Here is a 16,379-nt window from a genome sequence, read left to right as displayed (position 1 = left end):
CGCGGCAATTTCGCCGTCCTCGTAGGCAAGGATTTATCGACCCTACGCTTGAAGGACGGCCCATTCGATGAGCTTCTACCCGAAGGTCACTACTGACCCAACCGGTTCGACCCCGGCTTCACCGCGATTCCCAGATCTTGAGAAGCGCGTCCTCGAATACTGGAAGAACGACAACACCTTCCAGGCCTCCATCGAGCAGCGTGAGGGCGAAGAATTCGTCTTCTACGATGGCCCTCCTTTCGCCAACGGCCTGCCGCACTACGGCCACCTGCTCACCGGTTACGTCAAGGACCTGGTAGCCCGCTACCAGACCCAGCGCGGCAAGCGCGTGGAGCGCCGCTTCGGCTGGGACACCCACGGCCTGCCTGCCGAGCTGGAAGCCATGAAGCAGCTGGGCATGACCGACAAGAAGCAGATCGAAGCCATGGGCATCGACAAGTTCAACGACGCCTGCCGCACCTCGGTGATGAAGTACGCCGATGAGTGGAAGCAGTACGTGAACCGCCAGGCTCGCTGGGTCGACTTCGAAAACGACTACAAGACCCTGAACGTCGAGTTCATGGAATCGGTCATCTGGGCCTTCAAGCAGCTCTCGGACAAGGACCTGACCTACAAGGGCTTCCGCGTGCTCCCGTACTGCTGGAAGGACGAGACCCCGCTGTCCAACCACGAGCTGCGCATGGACGACGACGTCTATAAGAACCGCCAGGACCAGACCGTCACCGTTGGCTTCACCATCCTTGCCGGTGAAACCGAAGCTTCCAAGGAACTTGCCGGCGTGCAGGCTCTGGCCTGGACCACCACCCCATGGACCCTGCCAACCAACGCCGCACTGGCCGTGCACCCATCGATCGACTACGTCGTGGTTCCTGCAGGCGAAGCCGGTGTGAAGGCTTCGGCTGCCGCCGGTCCATTCCTGCTGGCCCGCGACCTGCTCGGCTCCTACGCCAAGGACCTGGGCTACAAGGACGCCAAGGAAGCCGCCGCGGCCATCACCGCCAGCTACACCGGCGAGCAGCTTGCCGGCGTGCGCTACCAGCCGCTGTGGGACACCTACACCGACACCGAGAAGTACGGCACCGAAAACGCCTGGCAGATCGTCACCGCTGACTACGTCACCGTGGCAGACGGTACCGGCATCGTCCACCAGGCTCCGGCCTATGGCGAAGATGACCAGAAGGTCTGCGAAGAGCACGGCATCCCGGTGATCCTCTCGGTGGACGAGGGCGCCAAGTTCCTGCCGGTCTTCGGCAATGGCCCGCTGGCCGAGATTGTCGGCGTGCAGGTCTTCGATGCGAACAAGACCATCACCAACGTGCTCAAGGACGAGGCGAAGCTGGTCAAGCAGGCCTCCTACGAGCACTCCTACCCGCATTGCTGGCGCTGCCGCACCCCGCTGATCTACCGCGCGATCTCCTCGTGGTACGTCGAGGTCTCCAAGTTCAAGGACCGCATGGTCGAGCTGAACGAGCAGATCAACTGGATCCCGGGCAACGTCAAGCACGGCCAGTTCGGCAAGTGGCTGGAAAACGCCCGCGACTGGTCGATCTCGCGCAACCGCTACTGGGGTTCGCCGATCCCGGTCTGGGAATGCTCGGGCGCCGAGTGCACCCACCGCGAGGTCTTCGGGTCGCTGGCCGAGCTGAAGGACTTCTTCGGCCGTCTGCCGGTGAACCACGAAGGCCAGCCTGACCTGCACCGCCCATTCATCGACGAGCTGACCAAGGCCCACGAGGGCTGTGCCGAAGGCGGCACGCTGACCCGCGTGGAAGACGTGCTCGACGTCTGGTTCGACTCCGGCTCGATGCCGTACGCCCAGGTGCACTACCCATTCAACAACCAGGAATGGTTCGATTCCGGCCACCACCCGGCTGACTTCATCGTGGAGTACATCGGCCAGACCCGTGGCTGGTTCTACACCATGCACGTGCTCTCCACCGCGCTTTTCGACCGCCCGGCCTATACCAACGTGATCTCCCACGGCATCGTGCTGGGCTCGGACGGACAGAAGATGTCCAAGTCCCTGCGCAACTACCCGGATGTCACCGAGGTCCTGGACCGCGACGGTTCCGATGCCATGCGCTGGTTCCTGATGGCTAGCCCGATCCTGCGCGGCGGCAACCTGGTCGTAACCGAACAGGGCATCCGCGACGGCGTGCGCCAGGTACTGCTGCCGCTGTGGAACGTCTGGCACTTCTTCAACCTCTACACCAACTCCGCGAACAACGGAGCCGGCTACGAGGCCAAGCGCTCGATGGACTCCACCGACCCGCTGGACCAGTACATGCTGGCCGCCACCGGACAGCTGGTGCGCGAAGTCACCGAGGCGCTGGATTCCTACGAGGTTTCCGACGCCACCGAGGCCGTGCGCCACTACATGGACACGCTGACCAACTGGTACGTGCGCCGTAGCCGCCAGCGCTTCTTCGATGAAGACACCCAGGCCTTCGACACCCTGTACACCGCATTGGAAACCCTGGTGAAGGTCACCGCTTCGCTGCTGCCATTGGCCAGCGAAGAGATCTTCCGCGGGCTGACCGGCAAGCGCTCGGTGCACCTGGAAGACTGGCCAGAAGCCAGCGAATTCCCAACCGACACCGCGCTGCTGGAAACCATGGAAACCACCCGCAAGATCTGCTCGGTGGGCTCCTCGCTGCGCAAGGCCAAGAACCTGCGCGTGCGCCTGCCACTGGCTGAGCTGAAGGTCGTGCTCACCGACGCAGCACGCCTGGAAGGCACCTACGCCTCGATCATCAAGGACGAGCTGAACCTGAAGGCCGTCACCCTGATCGACGCCGAAGGAGTGGACGCGGCCAGCTACGGCATCAGCCAGCAGCTGGTCGTCAACGCCCGCGCCGCCGGCCCACGCCTGGGCAAGAACGTTCAGCAGGCCATCAAGGGCGCCAAGTCCGGGGACTGGTCCGTCGCCAACGGTGTTGTCACCGCCGGCGGCCTGGAACTGGCCGAGGGCGAATACACCCTGGACACCGTGGTGGATGCGGCCGGCGAGATCGCCGCGGCGGTCATCGACGGCGGCTTCCTGGTGCTGGATACCGAGGTCACCGAGGCGCTGGCTGCCGAGGGCACCGCCCGCGACATGATCCGCTCCATCCAGTCCGCCCGCAAGGACGCGGACCTGCAGGTTTCGGACCGCATCCGCACCGTGATCACCGCCAGCGCGGCCACCATCGCGGCGCTGGAAGCCAACCGCGAGCTGGTGGCCGGCGAAACCCTGAGCGCGCAGCTGGAGCTCGTCGCCGACGATTCGGCTCAGGGCGAGCAGGTTGCCGTGGCCAAGCTGGATTCCGGCAAAGTCGAGGCCAACTAGTGAGCGAACTGGACCGCGTCTACGCGCAATTGCTGTCCCGGGCCCCGGAGAACAAGATGGAGCCGCGCATGGCTCCGATGTTCCGGGCCATGGAGATCCTCGGCGAGCCCAACAAGGCCTGCCCGGTCATCCACATCACCGGCACCAACGGCAAGACCTCGACCGCACGCATGATCGAATCGCTGCTGATGGCGCACGATCTGCGCACCGGCCGCTACTCCTCGCCGCACCTGATTTCGGTCACCGAGCGCATCGCCATTGACGGTGCACCGGTGGATGACGAGACCTTCGTGCGCGTATGGGATGAGATCAGCCCGTTCCTTGAAATTGTGGACGCCGAGCTCGTCGAGCGCGGGGAAAACAAGCTGACCTACTTCGAGGCTGTCACCATCCTCGCTTTCGCGGTCTTCGCCGAGGTCCCGGTGGATGTCGTGGTGCTCGAAGTGGGACTGGGCGGCATCACCGATGCCACCAACGTGGCCGATGGCGACGTTTCGGTGATCACCCCGATTTCGCTGGACCACACCGACCTGCTCGGGGACACCCCGGGGGAGATCGCCGAGGAGAAGGTCGGCATCCTCAAGCCCGGAGGCTACCTGGTCTCCTCGGTGCAGCCGGTGGACGCGGCCGACGTGCTGTTGTCCCGCGCCCGCGAGCTCGACGTGCCGGCGGCCTTCGACACCCTGGACTTCAAGCTCATCGAACGCCAGCACGGCGTGGGCGGTCAGCTGCTGTCCATCCAGGGCCAGGCCGCCCGCTACGACGAGATCTTCCTGCCGCTGTTCGGCGCCCACCAGGCGCAGAACGCTACCGTGGCCTTGGCCGCGGTGGAGGCATTCCTCGGCGGCGGACAGCGCGAGCTGAACGCCGACCTGGTCCGCGACGGCTTCGCCGCGGCGACGAGCCCGGGCCGGCTGGAACTGCTGCGTGCGGCCCCGAGCATCCTGGTGGATGCCGGGCACAACCCGGACGGCATCCGCGTCACCGCGGAAGCGATCAAGGAGTCCTTCGGCTTCACCCGCCTGGTGCTGATGGTCGGCATCCTGCAGGAAAAGGACGCCGAGGCGATGCTCTACACCCTGCGCGAGGAATACGGGGACATGGTCGAGGACATCTGCATCACCCAGTCCTCCTCGCCACGGGCCATTCCCGCCGGCGAGCTGTCGACCCTGGCCATCGATGCCGGCTGGCCGGAAGCGGACATCCACGTCACCGAAAACCTGGAAGATGCCATCGAGTGGTCGGTTGGCCGCGCGGAGGCAGGCAACGACCTGTCCGGCGGAGTGCTGGTCACCGGTTCGATTACACTGGTGGGCGAGATTTCACTATTGCTCAAGGGAGGCAAGCCCTAATGGCCAAACTCACCCGTGCCCAGCGCGAGTGGCGACCTGGGATGAAGAAGAAGCAGCGCTCCACGAAGATGATGTTCGCATCAACCGTGCTGGTCTGCGAGGCGCTGCTGGCGGTGTTCGTCACCCTCGCAGCCTTCGGGCTCAAGCGCGGCGAACCCGCAGTGGTGCTCAGCCTCGGCGCTGCCGTGGCGCTGCTGTGCATCTTCAACTGCGCCCTGCTGGGCAAGAAGATCGGCTACATCATCGGCTGGATCCTGCAGGTAGTGTTCTTCCTGAGCGGCTTCATCCTGGTGGACATGTTCTACCTGGCCGCGGCGTTTGCCCTGTGCTGGTGGTTTGCGCTGTCCAAGGGCGGGGAAATCGACGTAGAGAACAAGCGCCGTGCCGCCGCCCAGGAAGCCTGGGAAAGAGCCAACCCCGAGCAAGCCTAAGATTCCAAGAAGTACATCAACGATACGAAGAGGTAGTCACATGACTGAACGTACCCTGATCCTGGTCAAGCCAGATGGCGTCAAGCGCGGCCTGACCGGACAGATCCTTGCCCGCATTGAAGCCAAGGGCTACACCATTGCCAAGCTGCAGCAGCTGGAAGCTACGCGAGAGCTGCTCGCCGAGCACTATGCAGAGCACGAAGGCAAGCCGTTCTACGAGCCGCTGGTGGAGTTCATGCTCTCCGGTCCAGTGGTGGCGATCGTGGCTGAAGGCCAGAGCGTCATTGCAGGCTTCCGTTCGCTGGCCGGCACCACTGACCCGACCAACGCAGCCCCAGGCACCATCCGTGGCGACTTCGGCCGCGACTGGGGCCTGAAGGTGCAGCAGAACCTGGTCCACGGCTCGGACTCCGTTGAGTCCGCAGAGCGCGAGATCGGCATCTGGTTCGGCAAGTAAGCCGATACGCAAAAATCCCGGCAGCCATGGGCTGCCGGGATTTTTGATCCCTGAAAGCGGAACCTAGAACCAGTCATCCAAACTGTCCTGGGCGAGCGCGGACGGTTGCTGTACCAAACTTCCGGACGCCTGCGCGGCCGAGTCCAGTGGCAGCTGCTCCGCGGCACCGATCTTGACCACCTGATGGCGGTCGGCGATCGGGCCGACGGTCAGCGAAAAATACTTATCTGCTCCGTCATTGCTGGATTCCAGCACGTGGATACCTCCCTGTCTTCAGTACGCGTTAGCGCATTGATTGCGGGCGAAGCATGGCGCGGAATTCTCCCTGTTGGGGAAAACTAAAGACATGCAGCAAAACTTCTCAAGGTGCTTGCGCATCCCGCGTCGCTCCACTTCCATCACTTCAGTCACATTAAACACAGAAACAACACGCACGGCAACGCGGGATTAGCCATCCACGCTCTGCTCGCAGCGTGAAAACCCTGGGAATTCAGGGCTGGGAGGGTGCGTGAACTCCTTGAGAATTATTTGGAAATAATTCGAACGACAGCATTAAGTGGCGTAAGGATGGGGCGCCCCTGCAATGCAGGAGCGCCCCCAGTAGCGACAATTACGCAGAATCCCGAGGGGATTCCACCTGCTGTTCCGTGTGCTTCTCCTTGGCTTGGAGCTTTTCGATAGCCGCGTCCTCTTCGCTGATTTCAACTTCGGACTTGATGTCTTCACTGGCTTCAGCCACCGCATCGGACTTGTCGCGCCCGGTCCACACCTTGATCACCGCCCACGCTGCCGCAACCAGCGGCACCGCAAGGACGGCGCCAACGATGCCAGCCAGGACGGTGCCAGCGGTCAGCGCCATCAAGACGACCAGCGCATGCAGGCTCAGGGCATTGGCCATGACGACCGGCTGGAGGAAATTGCCCTCCAGCTGATTCACCAAGATCACCGCGGCAAGCACGATTAGCGCAATCACTGGACCGTTGGTCACCAGGGCGATCAGCGTGGCCAGGATACCGGCAACCGTAGCACCGACCATCGGGACGAAGGATCCGAGGAAGACGATGACACCTAGCGGGATGGCCAAGGGCACCTGCACGATCAGCAGTGTTGCGGTGATGCCCAAGGCATCTACCGCGGCCACGGTGGCAGTACCGCGGATGTAGCCGCCGAAGGTGCGCAGGGCCCGATCGCCGGAGAGAATCCACTTGTTGCGGTAGTGGCGTGGAGTCCACGACACGGCAAAGGCCCAGATCTTGTCTCCGTCCTTCAGGAAGAAGAACAGGATCACGAGAAGCAGGATCAAGCCAGTGACGAAGCTGCCGGCGGCGCTCAGCGTGTTCAATGCACCGGTGCCGAATTGGGAACTGGTCAAGAATCCGGTGACTGTTTCAACGACGCTATCGATCTGGCTCTGGTCGATGTTGAACGGCATCGTGCCGATGAAGCCCTGGACCATCTCATTGAGCTGGTTGAAACCCTCGACAGCTTGGTCAACGAGCTTTGGCCACTCCCTGATGACCGAGAAGACCAGGCCGGTGCCGATGCCTCCTAGGATCAAGAGCGAACCGAGGAATACGATCCATGCTGCCAGCATCGGTGAAACGATTTTGCGCAGTTTGACGACCAGTGGCCATAGCGCGCAGGAAATGATGACGGCCAGCAGTGTCGGGATCACGATCATGGTCAAGCGGAGCATGCCGATGATGAGGAATGTTGCCAGCGCGCCAACGATCAATAGCTGCGCGCTGCGGATGCCCAGTCGGCCCAGCAAGTCGGTCCACAAGCTGGTGACTGTGAATTCTGGTTTGGCGTCCTTGGCCGGAACGCGATGGTGCTCGGCAGGTGTCGGCTTGTCATCTTGAGACTGGTTCTTCGACAACGCGGCGAGCCTGACCTTACGGAAAAAAGCCATAGTCGCTCCTTGTAGCTGGTTCTGATAGCTCTAACAATAGGCTAACGACTTGACAAGGTTCCGGGGCAACACCGCTAGACTGATTATTTAGTGTTGGCTAGGCCAATGGAACCTGCTTCTGCACCATTATGCCGAAGATTCCTGCATCTATTGGCTGATTTTCCAAGCGGTCTGGAGGCAAGCTCGTGCAAAGCAACGGGGCCGCGCGCTGCGCGGCCCCGTTGCTTTCAAATCTTGTTCGCTGCCTCTCCGGGCTATTTGGCGCTGAAGTATTCCTTGGCCAGCAGCCCCATGATGATCTTGTCGTGGAACGAGCCGTCGTGGAATCCTGCTTGGCGCACCCTGCCCTCTTCACGGAATCCTGCGCGGTTGAAGGTGCGTAGCGCGCGCTCGTTGTATGCCCAGACGTTCAGGCCGATGCGGTTCAACCCCATTTCGCGGAAGCCGTAATCGATGATCATCTTGATGGCCATTGTGCCGTAGCCCTGGCCAACATTGGATCCGCCGATCATGATCATCAGCTCGGCAGAACGCGCTGGAGCGTTGTATTCGTACAATGCTGTGTGCCCAATCAGCGTATCGTCGGGAAGCGTGATCGACAGTCCAACGCCGTCGGTGGTGCCCCGGTTGATGCTCCGGGACTTGAAGAGTTCTGCGGCCTCGGTGACCGGGTGGGGAAGTACCAGGTTGCCTTGCAAGGCCATGAACTCCGGACTGTTCCACCATTGGGTGAGGAATGCAAGATCTTCCTCTTGTAGTTCACGCAGCCGAATGTCTTCGGAAATTAGCAGATTAATTCCGTAGTCTTGGGCATTTTCTGTGTTCCATATGTCACTTGCCATGCATCCAATCTACCGGGTCTAGCTGAGCGGTGCCCGGAAAATCGTTGTTGGCGAACCCGTGCAAGCGCCGCCATGTGTCCTAGAGTCGCTGGTCGCAGAGGGAATTGGGGTTCCTTTGCGCATTGGCACGCCGGGGGCAACAAATAGTGGTACAAGGTCTGGATATGACCTATTTGGCGGGGGTGGTGGGGCGGAATGCCGGGAACAGCACTGCGGGGCCGTCACCGAAGTGGCGGCCCCGCAGGTACGTGAGGAGATCTGGGGTTGTTCTAGCCGAAGAAGGCGTGCGGGAAACGCAGGACGACCGATGCGGCGAGGAGCACCCAGATGATAGCGGTGATGATCCAGCTCCACTCGCTCAAGAACTTCTTCACGCCGGGGCCTGCGGGAATCACGCCGGTGAGCACATTGCGTGCGGTAGTGAAGACGAACAATGGGATCGTCATGACCCAGACGACCATGCAGTATGGGCACAGTGCATTGATTTCGTAGAGGGCCTGGGACCAGAACCAGATCACCAAGCCCATGGCCGCCGTTACGCCCAGCTGGAAGCACAGCCAGAACCAGCGCTTTAGGTTGCTTGCGCCGGCAAGCAGGGCGAAGCCGATCGTGATTACCACTGCGAAACAGACAATCCCGAAAAAGGGGTTGGGGAAACCGAAAATGCCTGCTTGCTCGGATTTCATCACGGTGCCACAAGAGATCCAGGGATTAACATCGCAACTGGTGATGTAGTCGGGGTTCTTGTAGAGCTCCAAGCGTTCCAGAACCAGGATTCCGGCGGCGAGCCAAGAGACCAACCCGGTAACGATGATGAACAGACCGAAGCCGCGTGCCTTAGCCCACCAGGGCAACACGCCCGAGCTGCGGCTATTTTCTAGTGATGAAACCATGTTTTGACTATTCCATAAGTTCATAGGAAAGCGGGTAATTCCGCCGTGGGCTTTTTCATCCTAGGAAGCGTTTCTGTGCAACAGGTGAGAAGCAATGAACAAGGCGTGAACGAAATATGAGAGAATGTAAATGGTTGTTCGCGGATCCACAGTCTGCTTTCAACCCGACGACAGACTTTTGAAACGACAGATCGACAGGCGATGCATCGCTTCGGTTGAGTGCCCAATATGTGCGCCTCCCGAGGGAATACCGCGGATCGTAGGGCTGCAAAGGAAAGCAGCCGGTTTTCTTAGGCCACGTTGATCCGCAGGATTTGCGCATGGTTCAGAATTTTGGACCTGCGTTGAACCCGCGGAAAATAGCGAGCTTTTGTGTCCGGCCTACTGGAAGTCAGGTAGGCCAAGTGACACGTGATGATTGTAGTTTCAGCGACGGCGCCGTCTGTGGAGGATGCCGAAGCGGGACATAGTAGGAGTACGCGAATTTAAATGAGCGCAGCAAATCAACGAAAGGGTGGAGCGCAAGGTAATAAGCGGGGCAACCGTTCAACTCGAGCCCGCCGTACCAGTGTTTCAACCACGCCTGCGCGGCCACTGCGTCGCGCCATGACCTTGGCCGAGCTCAATGCCGCTGCCGGTGTCGAGGAAAGCCCATACCGTTGGCGGGCCACCCGCCGCACCCAGGTTTCCACGCCTGATTCCACCAAGCGGGCCAGCCGCCAAGCAGAACGCCGTGCCCAGGCCGCACGCGATACCACCAACGATGAGACCGTCGAGCTCGCCGCAGCCAAGCATGAGGACGCACAGGCGCAGAACGCCGAAGCAGCCGAAGCCGCCGCAGAATCCGCAGAGCAGGGAGCTGCCCCGGTGGAAGAGGCGAACGACGTTGACCAGACCGGCATGCTGCTGGCCGAACACGGCAGCAGCATGATCCTCAATCCGTTTGCCGTGCCGGAAACCGCCCAGGCTGTGCTGGCCGCCGCCGTCGCGAAGAAGCAGGAACCTGCCCGCCGCGCCGCTGCCTCGAATTCCGCTGAAGACGCCGATTCAGACGACGTGACCTCGCGTCGCCGTCGCCGCCGTCGCCGTGGCGACGTGGATCTGGAGCTCGAAGGCGGCTCGCAGGATGATCCGCCGAACACCGTCACCCGCGTACGTGCTCCGCGTGGAAGCATCGAGAGCCACAGCTCGGTCAACAACAAGGTCGCCTCGGTGCGCGGTTCCACCCGTCTGGAAGCCAAGCGCCAGCGCCGCCGCGAATCGCGCGAAACCGGACGCCGCCGCCAGGTGATTACCGAGGCCGAGTTCCTGGCCCGCCGCGAGTCCGTCGAGCGCAAGATGATCGTGCGCCAGCGCGAAGACCGCATCCAGATCGGCGTGCTCGAAGACGGCGTGCTCGCAGAGCACTTCGTCTCCAAGACCCAGCAGGATTCGCTGATCGGCAACGTGTACATCGGCAAGGTGCAGAATGTGCTGCCCTCCATGGAAGCCGCTTTCGTGGATATCGGACGCGGCCGCAACGCCGTGCTGTACGCAGGCGAAGTCAACTGGGATGTGGCAGCGCTCGAAGGCGCGCCACGCCGCATCGAGAACGCATTGAAGGCCGGCGACTCGGTGCTTGTCCAGGTCACCAAGGACCCGGTAGGCCACAAGGGTGCCCGCCTGACCAGCCAGATCTCGCTGCCGGGCCGCTACCTGGTCTACGTGCCGGGCGGTTCGATGACCGGCATCTCGCGCAAGCTGCCCGATGTTGAGCGCCAGCGCCTGAAGAAGATCCTCAAGGACCACCTGCCGGAAAACGCTGGCGTCATCGTGCGCACCGCCGCCGAAGGTGCCTCCGAGGAAGAGCTGACCAACGATATCAACCGGCTGCGCGCGCAGTGGGAAGGCATCGAGGAACAGGCGAACTCCACCAAGACTCTGGCTCCGGAACTGCTGTACTCGGAACCGGACTTGACCATCAAGGTAGTCCGCGACGTCTTCAACGAGGACTTCACCAAGCTGATCGTCTCGGGCGAGCACGCCTGGGACACCATCGAGGCATATGTCATGTACGTGGCCCCGGACCTGATGGGACGCCTGGAGAAGTGGGAAGCCGAAGAGGACATCTTCGCCAACTTCCGCGTGGACGAGCAGATCGCCAAGGCACTGGACCGCAAGGTCTTCCTGCCTTCGGGCGGCTCGCTGGTCATCGACCGCACCGAGGCGATGACTGTCATCGACGTCAACACCGGCAAGTTCACCGGTTCGGGCGGCAACCTCGAAGAGACCGTGACCAAGAACAACTTGGAAGCGGCCGAGGAAGTCGTGCGCCAGCTGCGCCTGCGCGACATCGGCGGCATCATCGTCATCGACTTCATCGACATGGTGCTTGAGTCGAACCGCGACTTGGTGCTGCGCCGCCTGGTCGAGTGCCTGGGCCGCGACCGGACCAAGCACCAGGTGGCCGAAGTGACCTCGCTGGGCCTGGTGCAGATGACCCGCAAGCGCATGGGCACCGGACTGCTCGAAGTCTTCGGCGAAGAGTGCGAGCACTGCGCTGGTGCTGGCGTCATCACCCACGACGAGCCGGTCGAATCGCGCAAGTCCTTCAACTCGCATGGCGAAGCGCATGGCAAGAAGTTCAACGACAAGCCAAGCCGCAATTCCCGCCGCCGTCGCGGCGGCGAGAAGGACGAGCAGAAGCCGGTTGAGAAGCAGGACCAGGCAGCAGGGGAGAAGGACGAAGCCACGCGCAACGCCCTGGCCAGCATCGCCGCCGCCTCGCACCTTGACGGCCCTGCTGATAACGCAGTGAGCATCGAGGGCGAGCAGATTCCGGTGACGAAGTCCGTGGTCCCCGCACAGGCCACCGAAGCTTCGGTGACCATGGAGGCCCTGGAAGCCGCCTTGCCTGGCAAGGAAGAGTCCAGCGAAGAGCACGATGGCAGCCGCAAGCCGCGCCGCCGTTCGCGCTCCCGCGGACGCAACCGCAACCAGGCCGAGGAAAGCGCTTCGACCAACGAGGACGCACAGGCCAGCCAGGAACAGCAAGCTGCTCCTGAACCTGTTGCTGCCCCGAAGTCCGAAGAGCAGCCGCGCAAGCGTTCGCGCCGTGCCTCGCGTCCGCAGGATTCGGCGCAGCAGGACCAGCCGGTGCTTACCGGCCTGGCCATGCCAGCTGCCAGTGCTCCTGCCGCTGCAACTGCACCTGCACCTGCTTCAGCTCCGGCTGCCGCCACGGCAACCCCGCAGATTTCCACGAAGCCAAAGCGCCGCAGTCGTCGGGCCACCTCGGTCCAGGGCAATGCGACGGCAGAGGTCCTCGTGGCAGAGGTATCCGCCGCTACCGGTTCGGTAGTCCAGATGGATGCCTCCGGTTCGAAGAAGGAAAAACCAGCTGAGCCTGCCGGGAATCCGGTCATGCTCGGAGTGGGTGTTCCGGTACGCGAACTGAAATAGATGAACTTGATCACGCTTCCCACGCTGGGACAGTTTGTATTTGCTCCAGCGGTGGGGACTAGCGTAATCTAGTTGATCGGTGCTAAACGCCAAGATCACGGACTTTTGGTCCGCTCGGCGTCAAGGCACAAGCGCATGAGATCCCCGGATCGCATCCACTATGTGGGTGTTCGGGTCGATATCTGCGCCGGTAAGACAATAAACGTCGAGTAGAAGTGAGTACCCACGTGGTGTACGCAATTGTCCGCGCAGGCGGCCACCAGGAGAAGGTTTCCGTAGGAGACCTCATCACCGTTGACCGTCTTCAGGCTGCCCTGGGCAGCTCCATCGAGCTTCCAGCTTTGCTGTTGGTAGATGGCGAGAAGGTAACTTCCGCAGCTGCCGATCTGGCTAAGGTCAAGGTCACCGCTGAGGTTGTAGAAAACCTTCGCGGCGAGAAGATCGTTATCCAGAAGTACAAGAACAAGACCGGTTACAAGAAGCGCCAGGGCTTCCGTGCCGCTCTGACCAAGGTCAAGGTCACCTCGATCGCCTAATTCAGGCAATCGTAGAATCCATTTTTTGTAGCGAAAGAGGCTAAAGGCATGGCACATAAGAAAGGTGCGAGTTCCACTCGCAACGGTCGCGATTCCAACGCACAGTACCTAGGCGTAAAGCGCTACGGTGGTCAGGAAGTCAAGGCAGGCGAAATCATCGTTCGCCAGCGTGGCACCCACTTCCACCCAGGCGCCGGCGTAGGCCGTGGCAAGGATGACACCCTGTTCGCATTGGCTGCTGGCGCAGTCGAGTTCGGCACCCGTCGTGGTCGCCGCGTGGTGAACATTGTGGCTGCTGCCTAATTCAGGTATCAGGCAAATTTTTTAGTACACAAGGGGTGGGCCGATTTCGGTCCGCCCCTTGCGTGCATAGTTAGACTTTTAAGCGAGTATCCCTCGCAACCCCGTACTAGGAGTAGATGGCCCCGTGGCTGCATTCGTTGATCGCGTAACCCTTCATGTCACCGCAGGTAATGGTGGCCACGGTTGTGTGTCCATCAAGCGTGAGAAGTTCAAGCCGCTTGGCGGTCCCGACGGCGGCAACGGAGGCAAGGGCGGAGACATCATCCTGCGCGTCGACCCCCAGGTCACCACGCTGCTGGACTTCCACCATCTGCCGCACCGCAAGGCCGGCAACGGAGAACCGGGCAAGGGCAGCCTGCACCCGGGCAAGAGCGGCGAGGATCTGGTCCTCGGCGTACCTGCCGGCACCGTCATCAAGACCAAGGACGGCGACATCCTCGGCGACCTGGTCAATCCGGGCGACGAATACGTCGCAGCCATCGGCGGCATGGGCGGCCTGGGCAACGCAGCCATCGCCTCGGATAAGCGCAAGGCCCCGGGCTTCGCATTGCTGGGCATCCCTGGCACCAGCCAGGACATCGTCCTGGAACTGAAGTCCATGGCCGATATCGCCCTCGTGGGCTACCCCTCGGCCGGCAAGTCCTCGCTGATCGCCGCCCTGTCCGCGGCTCGCCCGAAGATCGCCGACTACCCCTTCACCACGCTGGTGCCCAACCTGGGAGTGGTCGAAGCCGGCGAAACCCGCTTCACCGTCGCCGACGTGCCCGGCCTGATCCCGGGCGCTTCCGAAGGCAAGGGGCTGGGTCACGAGTTCCTGCGCCACGTCGAGCGCTGCGCGGCGATCGTGCACGTGCTGGACTGCGCCTCGCTGGAATCGGACCGCGACCCGATCAGCGACCTGGAGATCATCGAGTCGGAGCTAGCCAACTACGAGGCCGATTCCACCTTCGCCGGCACCGATGGCACCATCGTGCCGCTGATCGACCGCCCGAAGCTGATCGCACTGAACAAGGTCGACATGCCGGACGGCGCTGACATGGCCGAATTCGTTCGCCCGGAATTGGAGAAGCGCGGCTACCGCGTCTTCGAGATCTCCGCGCTCTCGCGTAATGGATTACGCGATCTGTCCTTCGCTATGGCTGAATTGGTAGAGCAGGCCCGTGCCGAACAGGTGGTTGAAGCCCCTGTCGTCGAGGTGCCTGTGATCCGTCCGCGCGCAGCCAAGCGCGTCGAATTCACCATCCGCCGCGAGGAGCAGAACCTTGAGCCGATGTGGCGGGTGATTGGCGAGAAGCCGGAACGCTGGATCATGCAGACCGACTTCCGCAACGATGAAGCCGTAGGCTACCTGGCCGACCGCCTGGCCAAGCTGGGCGTCGAGACCCAGCTGTTCAAGTCGGGTGCCAAGCCGGGCGACGCGGTGATCATCGGCGCGGAGGACGACGCAGTGGTCTTCGACTGGGAGCCGACCATGGCTGCCGGCGCCGAACTGCTCGGCGGTAGCCGGCGCGGCGAGGATATCCGCCTCGAGGACCGCGGCGATCGCAAGACCCGCGAGGAGAAGCGTGCAGAGCACGACGAGCGCAAGGCCGCCAAGGCGGCCGCCCGCGCCGAGCTGGAAGCCGAACGCAAGGCCGGCATCTGGACCGAATCCGTGGACGCCAAGTACGGACGCAAAACTGCTGAACCAAAGGCAAACCAGGAGGAAAATTAAAGTATGAGTGAAAGCGCCACTAAGACAATTTCAGCCATTACCTCGCCCCACCAGCTGCCGCAAGCCAAGCGGCTGGTCATCAAAGTGGGATCCAGCTCGTTGACCACGGTCAGCGGCGGGATATCACACGAACGGCTGAAGTTCCTGGTGGACACGCTCGCTGAAACCTTGCGCAACGGAACCGAGGTCATCCTCGTTTCCTCCGGCGCGATCGCCGCCGGCCTGGCCCCGCTCGGGTTGGCCAAGCGTCCCAAGGACCTGGCCACCCAGCAGGCCGCCGCCGCCGTCGGCCAGGGCCTGCTGCTGGCGCAGTACACCCAGCTGTTCGACGAGTACGACCAGCGCGTGGGCCAGGTGCTGCTGACCGCCGATGACCTGATGCGCCGCTCGTCCTACACCAACGCGCTGCGTTCCCTGGTCCGCCTGCTGAACCTGGGCGTGCTGCCCATCGTGAACGAAAATGACGCGGTAGCCACCCGCGAAATCCGCTTCGGCGACAACGACCGGCTCGCCTCGCTGGTAGCCCACCTGGTCAAGGCCGACGCACTGCTGCTCTTCTCCGACGTGGACTCCGTCTACGACGCTCACCCGGACGACGGCGGCAGCCGCATCACCACCATCGAGCACCCCGACGAGCTCGAAGCCGTGGACCTGGGCACCCCGGGTGCGGCCGGGGTGGGCACCGGCGGCATGATCACCAAGGTCGACGCCGCGACCCTCAGCTCCTCGGCAGGCATCCCGACGCTGGTGACCAGCACCGATAATGCGGCCAAGGCGCTGCGCGGAGAGGACGTGGGCACCTGGTTCGCCGCCCGCAACTCCCGGCGCTCGGCCCGCGACGTCTGGCTCGCCTACCTGGCCAACATCGAAGGCAAGCTGATCCTGGATGCCGGCGCGGTCAAGGCCATCGCCAGCGGCACCAACTCGCTGCTGGCCGCCGGCATCACCGCGGTGCGCGGGGAATTCGAAGCCGGCGACGCCGTCGAAATCTGCGATGCCAAGGGCGCTCCATTCGCCCGCGGGCTGGTGAATTTCGACTCCCACGAACTGCCCGACATGCTGGGTCACAGCACCACAGAGCTGGTGGAAGAACTCGGCGCAGGTTACGACAAGTCGGTAGTGCATGTCGATGATCTGGCTTTGATCGAACCCATTTTCTAGAATGAGGAG

13 protein-coding genes are annotated in these 16,379 nt (G+C 62.3%); 9 read left to right on the top strand and 4 right to left on the bottom strand.

What is annotated here, in order from left to right; translation table 11 throughout:
* Nucleotides 1–67 precede the first annotated feature (67 nt).
* From ileS to ndk, 4 genes are read left to right on the top strand one after another with little or no spacing between them, the layout of a single operon-like run.
* Nucleotides 68–3,328, top strand: coding sequence for an isoleucine--tRNA ligase (gene ileS, locus ACLQ8T_RS09300; protein WP_413454490.1), 3,261 nt, complete (start codon nucleotides 68–70; stop codon nucleotides 3,326–3,328).
* Between the two features lie 56 nt (nucleotides 3,329–3,384).
* The gene (locus ACLQ8T_RS09295; RefSeq protein WP_239543749.1) at nucleotides 3,385–4,680 is read left to right on the top strand and encodes a bifunctional folylpolyglutamate synthase/dihydrofolate synthase; all 1,296 of its coding nucleotides are present in this window, start codon (nucleotides 3,385–3,387) and stop codon (nucleotides 4,678–4,680) included.
* Nucleotides 4,680–5,111 carry a DUF4233 domain-containing protein gene (locus ACLQ8T_RS09290; protein ID WP_413454489.1) on the top strand — a complete coding sequence of 144 codons (432 nt, stop codon included), beginning with the start codon at nucleotides 4,680–4,682 and terminating at the stop codon, nucleotides 5,109–5,111. Before ACLQ8T_RS09295 ends, ACLQ8T_RS09290 begins: the two co-directional genes overlap by 1 nt.
* Before the next feature lie 40 nt (nucleotides 5,112–5,151).
* Nucleotides 5,152–5,568 carry a nucleoside-diphosphate kinase gene (ndk, locus tag ACLQ8T_RS09285; protein ID WP_413454488.1) on the top strand — a complete coding sequence of 139 codons (417 nt, stop codon included), beginning with the start codon at nucleotides 5,152–5,154 and terminating at the stop codon, nucleotides 5,566–5,568.
* Nucleotides 5,569–5,631: 63 nt separating this feature from the next.
* Here ndk and ACLQ8T_RS09280 read toward each other — a convergent pair whose 3' ends face one another.
* The 4 genes from ACLQ8T_RS09280 to ACLQ8T_RS09265 all read right to left on the bottom strand — a co-directional run bounded on the left by ACLQ8T_RS09280 (nucleotide 5,632) and on the right by ACLQ8T_RS09265 (nucleotide 9,215).
* Entirely contained in the window at nucleotides 5,632–5,823 is a 192-nt protein-coding gene (locus tag ACLQ8T_RS09280; protein ID WP_204722284.1) for a hypothetical protein, read from the bottom strand.
* A gap of 355 nt (nucleotides 5,824–6,178) precedes the next feature.
* Nucleotides 6,179–7,480 (bottom strand): AI-2E family transporter, encoded by a 1,302-nt coding sequence (locus ACLQ8T_RS09275; RefSeq protein ID WP_204722283.1) that lies wholly within the window; start codon nucleotides 7,478–7,480, stop codon nucleotides 6,179–6,181.
* Between the two features lie 254 nt (nucleotides 7,481–7,734).
* Entirely contained in the window at nucleotides 7,735–8,322 is a 588-nt protein-coding gene (locus tag ACLQ8T_RS09270; protein ID WP_204722282.1) for a GNAT family N-acetyltransferase, read from the bottom strand.
* A 269-nt stretch (nucleotides 8,323–8,591) separates the two neighbouring features.
* A complete protein-coding gene (locus ACLQ8T_RS09265; protein ID WP_413454487.1) occupies nucleotides 8,592–9,215 on the bottom strand; it encodes a vitamin K epoxide reductase family protein in 624 nt (207 codons plus the stop codon).
* A gap of 606 nt (nucleotides 9,216–9,821) precedes the next feature.
* Here ACLQ8T_RS09265 and ACLQ8T_RS09260 point away from each other — a divergent pair.
* From ACLQ8T_RS09260 to proB, 5 genes are all read left to right on the top strand, one after another.
* Nucleotides 9,822–12,656, top strand: a complete 2,835-nt coding sequence (locus ACLQ8T_RS09260; RefSeq protein WP_413454486.1) for an Rne/Rng family ribonuclease — start codon at nucleotides 9,822–9,824, stop codon at nucleotides 12,654–12,656.
* Between the two features lie 227 nt (nucleotides 12,657–12,883).
* Nucleotides 12,884–13,192, top strand: coding sequence for a 50S ribosomal protein L21 (gene rplU / locus ACLQ8T_RS09255; RefSeq protein WP_204723275.1), 309 nt, complete (start codon nucleotides 12,884–12,886; stop codon nucleotides 13,190–13,192).
* A 48-nt stretch (nucleotides 13,193–13,240) separates the two neighbouring features.
* Nucleotides 13,241–13,495 (top strand): 50S ribosomal protein L27, encoded by a 255-nt coding sequence (rpmA, locus tag ACLQ8T_RS09250; protein ID WP_013349162.1) that lies wholly within the window; start codon nucleotides 13,241–13,243, stop codon nucleotides 13,493–13,495.
* A gap of 124 nt (nucleotides 13,496–13,619) precedes the next feature.
* The gene (obgE, locus tag ACLQ8T_RS09245) at nucleotides 13,620–15,209 is read left to right on the top strand and encodes a GTPase ObgE (RefSeq protein WP_413454485.1); all 1,590 of its coding nucleotides are present in this window, start codon (nucleotides 13,620–13,622) and stop codon (nucleotides 15,207–15,209) included.
* 3 nt (nucleotides 15,210–15,212) lie between these two features.
* Nucleotides 15,213–16,370 (top strand): glutamate 5-kinase, encoded by a 1,158-nt coding sequence (proB, locus tag ACLQ8T_RS09240; protein ID WP_204722278.1) that lies wholly within the window; start codon nucleotides 15,213–15,215, stop codon nucleotides 16,368–16,370.
* The last annotated feature ends 9 nt before the right edge of the window (nucleotides 16,371–16,379 follow it).

Origin of the sequence: Glutamicibacter sp. FR1 (assembly GCF_047300825.1) — a bacterium.
GTDB classification, from domain to species: Bacteria; Actinomycetota; Actinomycetes; order Actinomycetales; family Micrococcaceae; genus Glutamicibacter; species Glutamicibacter nicotianae.
Note: the sequence above shows the minus strand (reverse complement) of the source record. Positions and strands in the feature narration are given on the sequence as shown.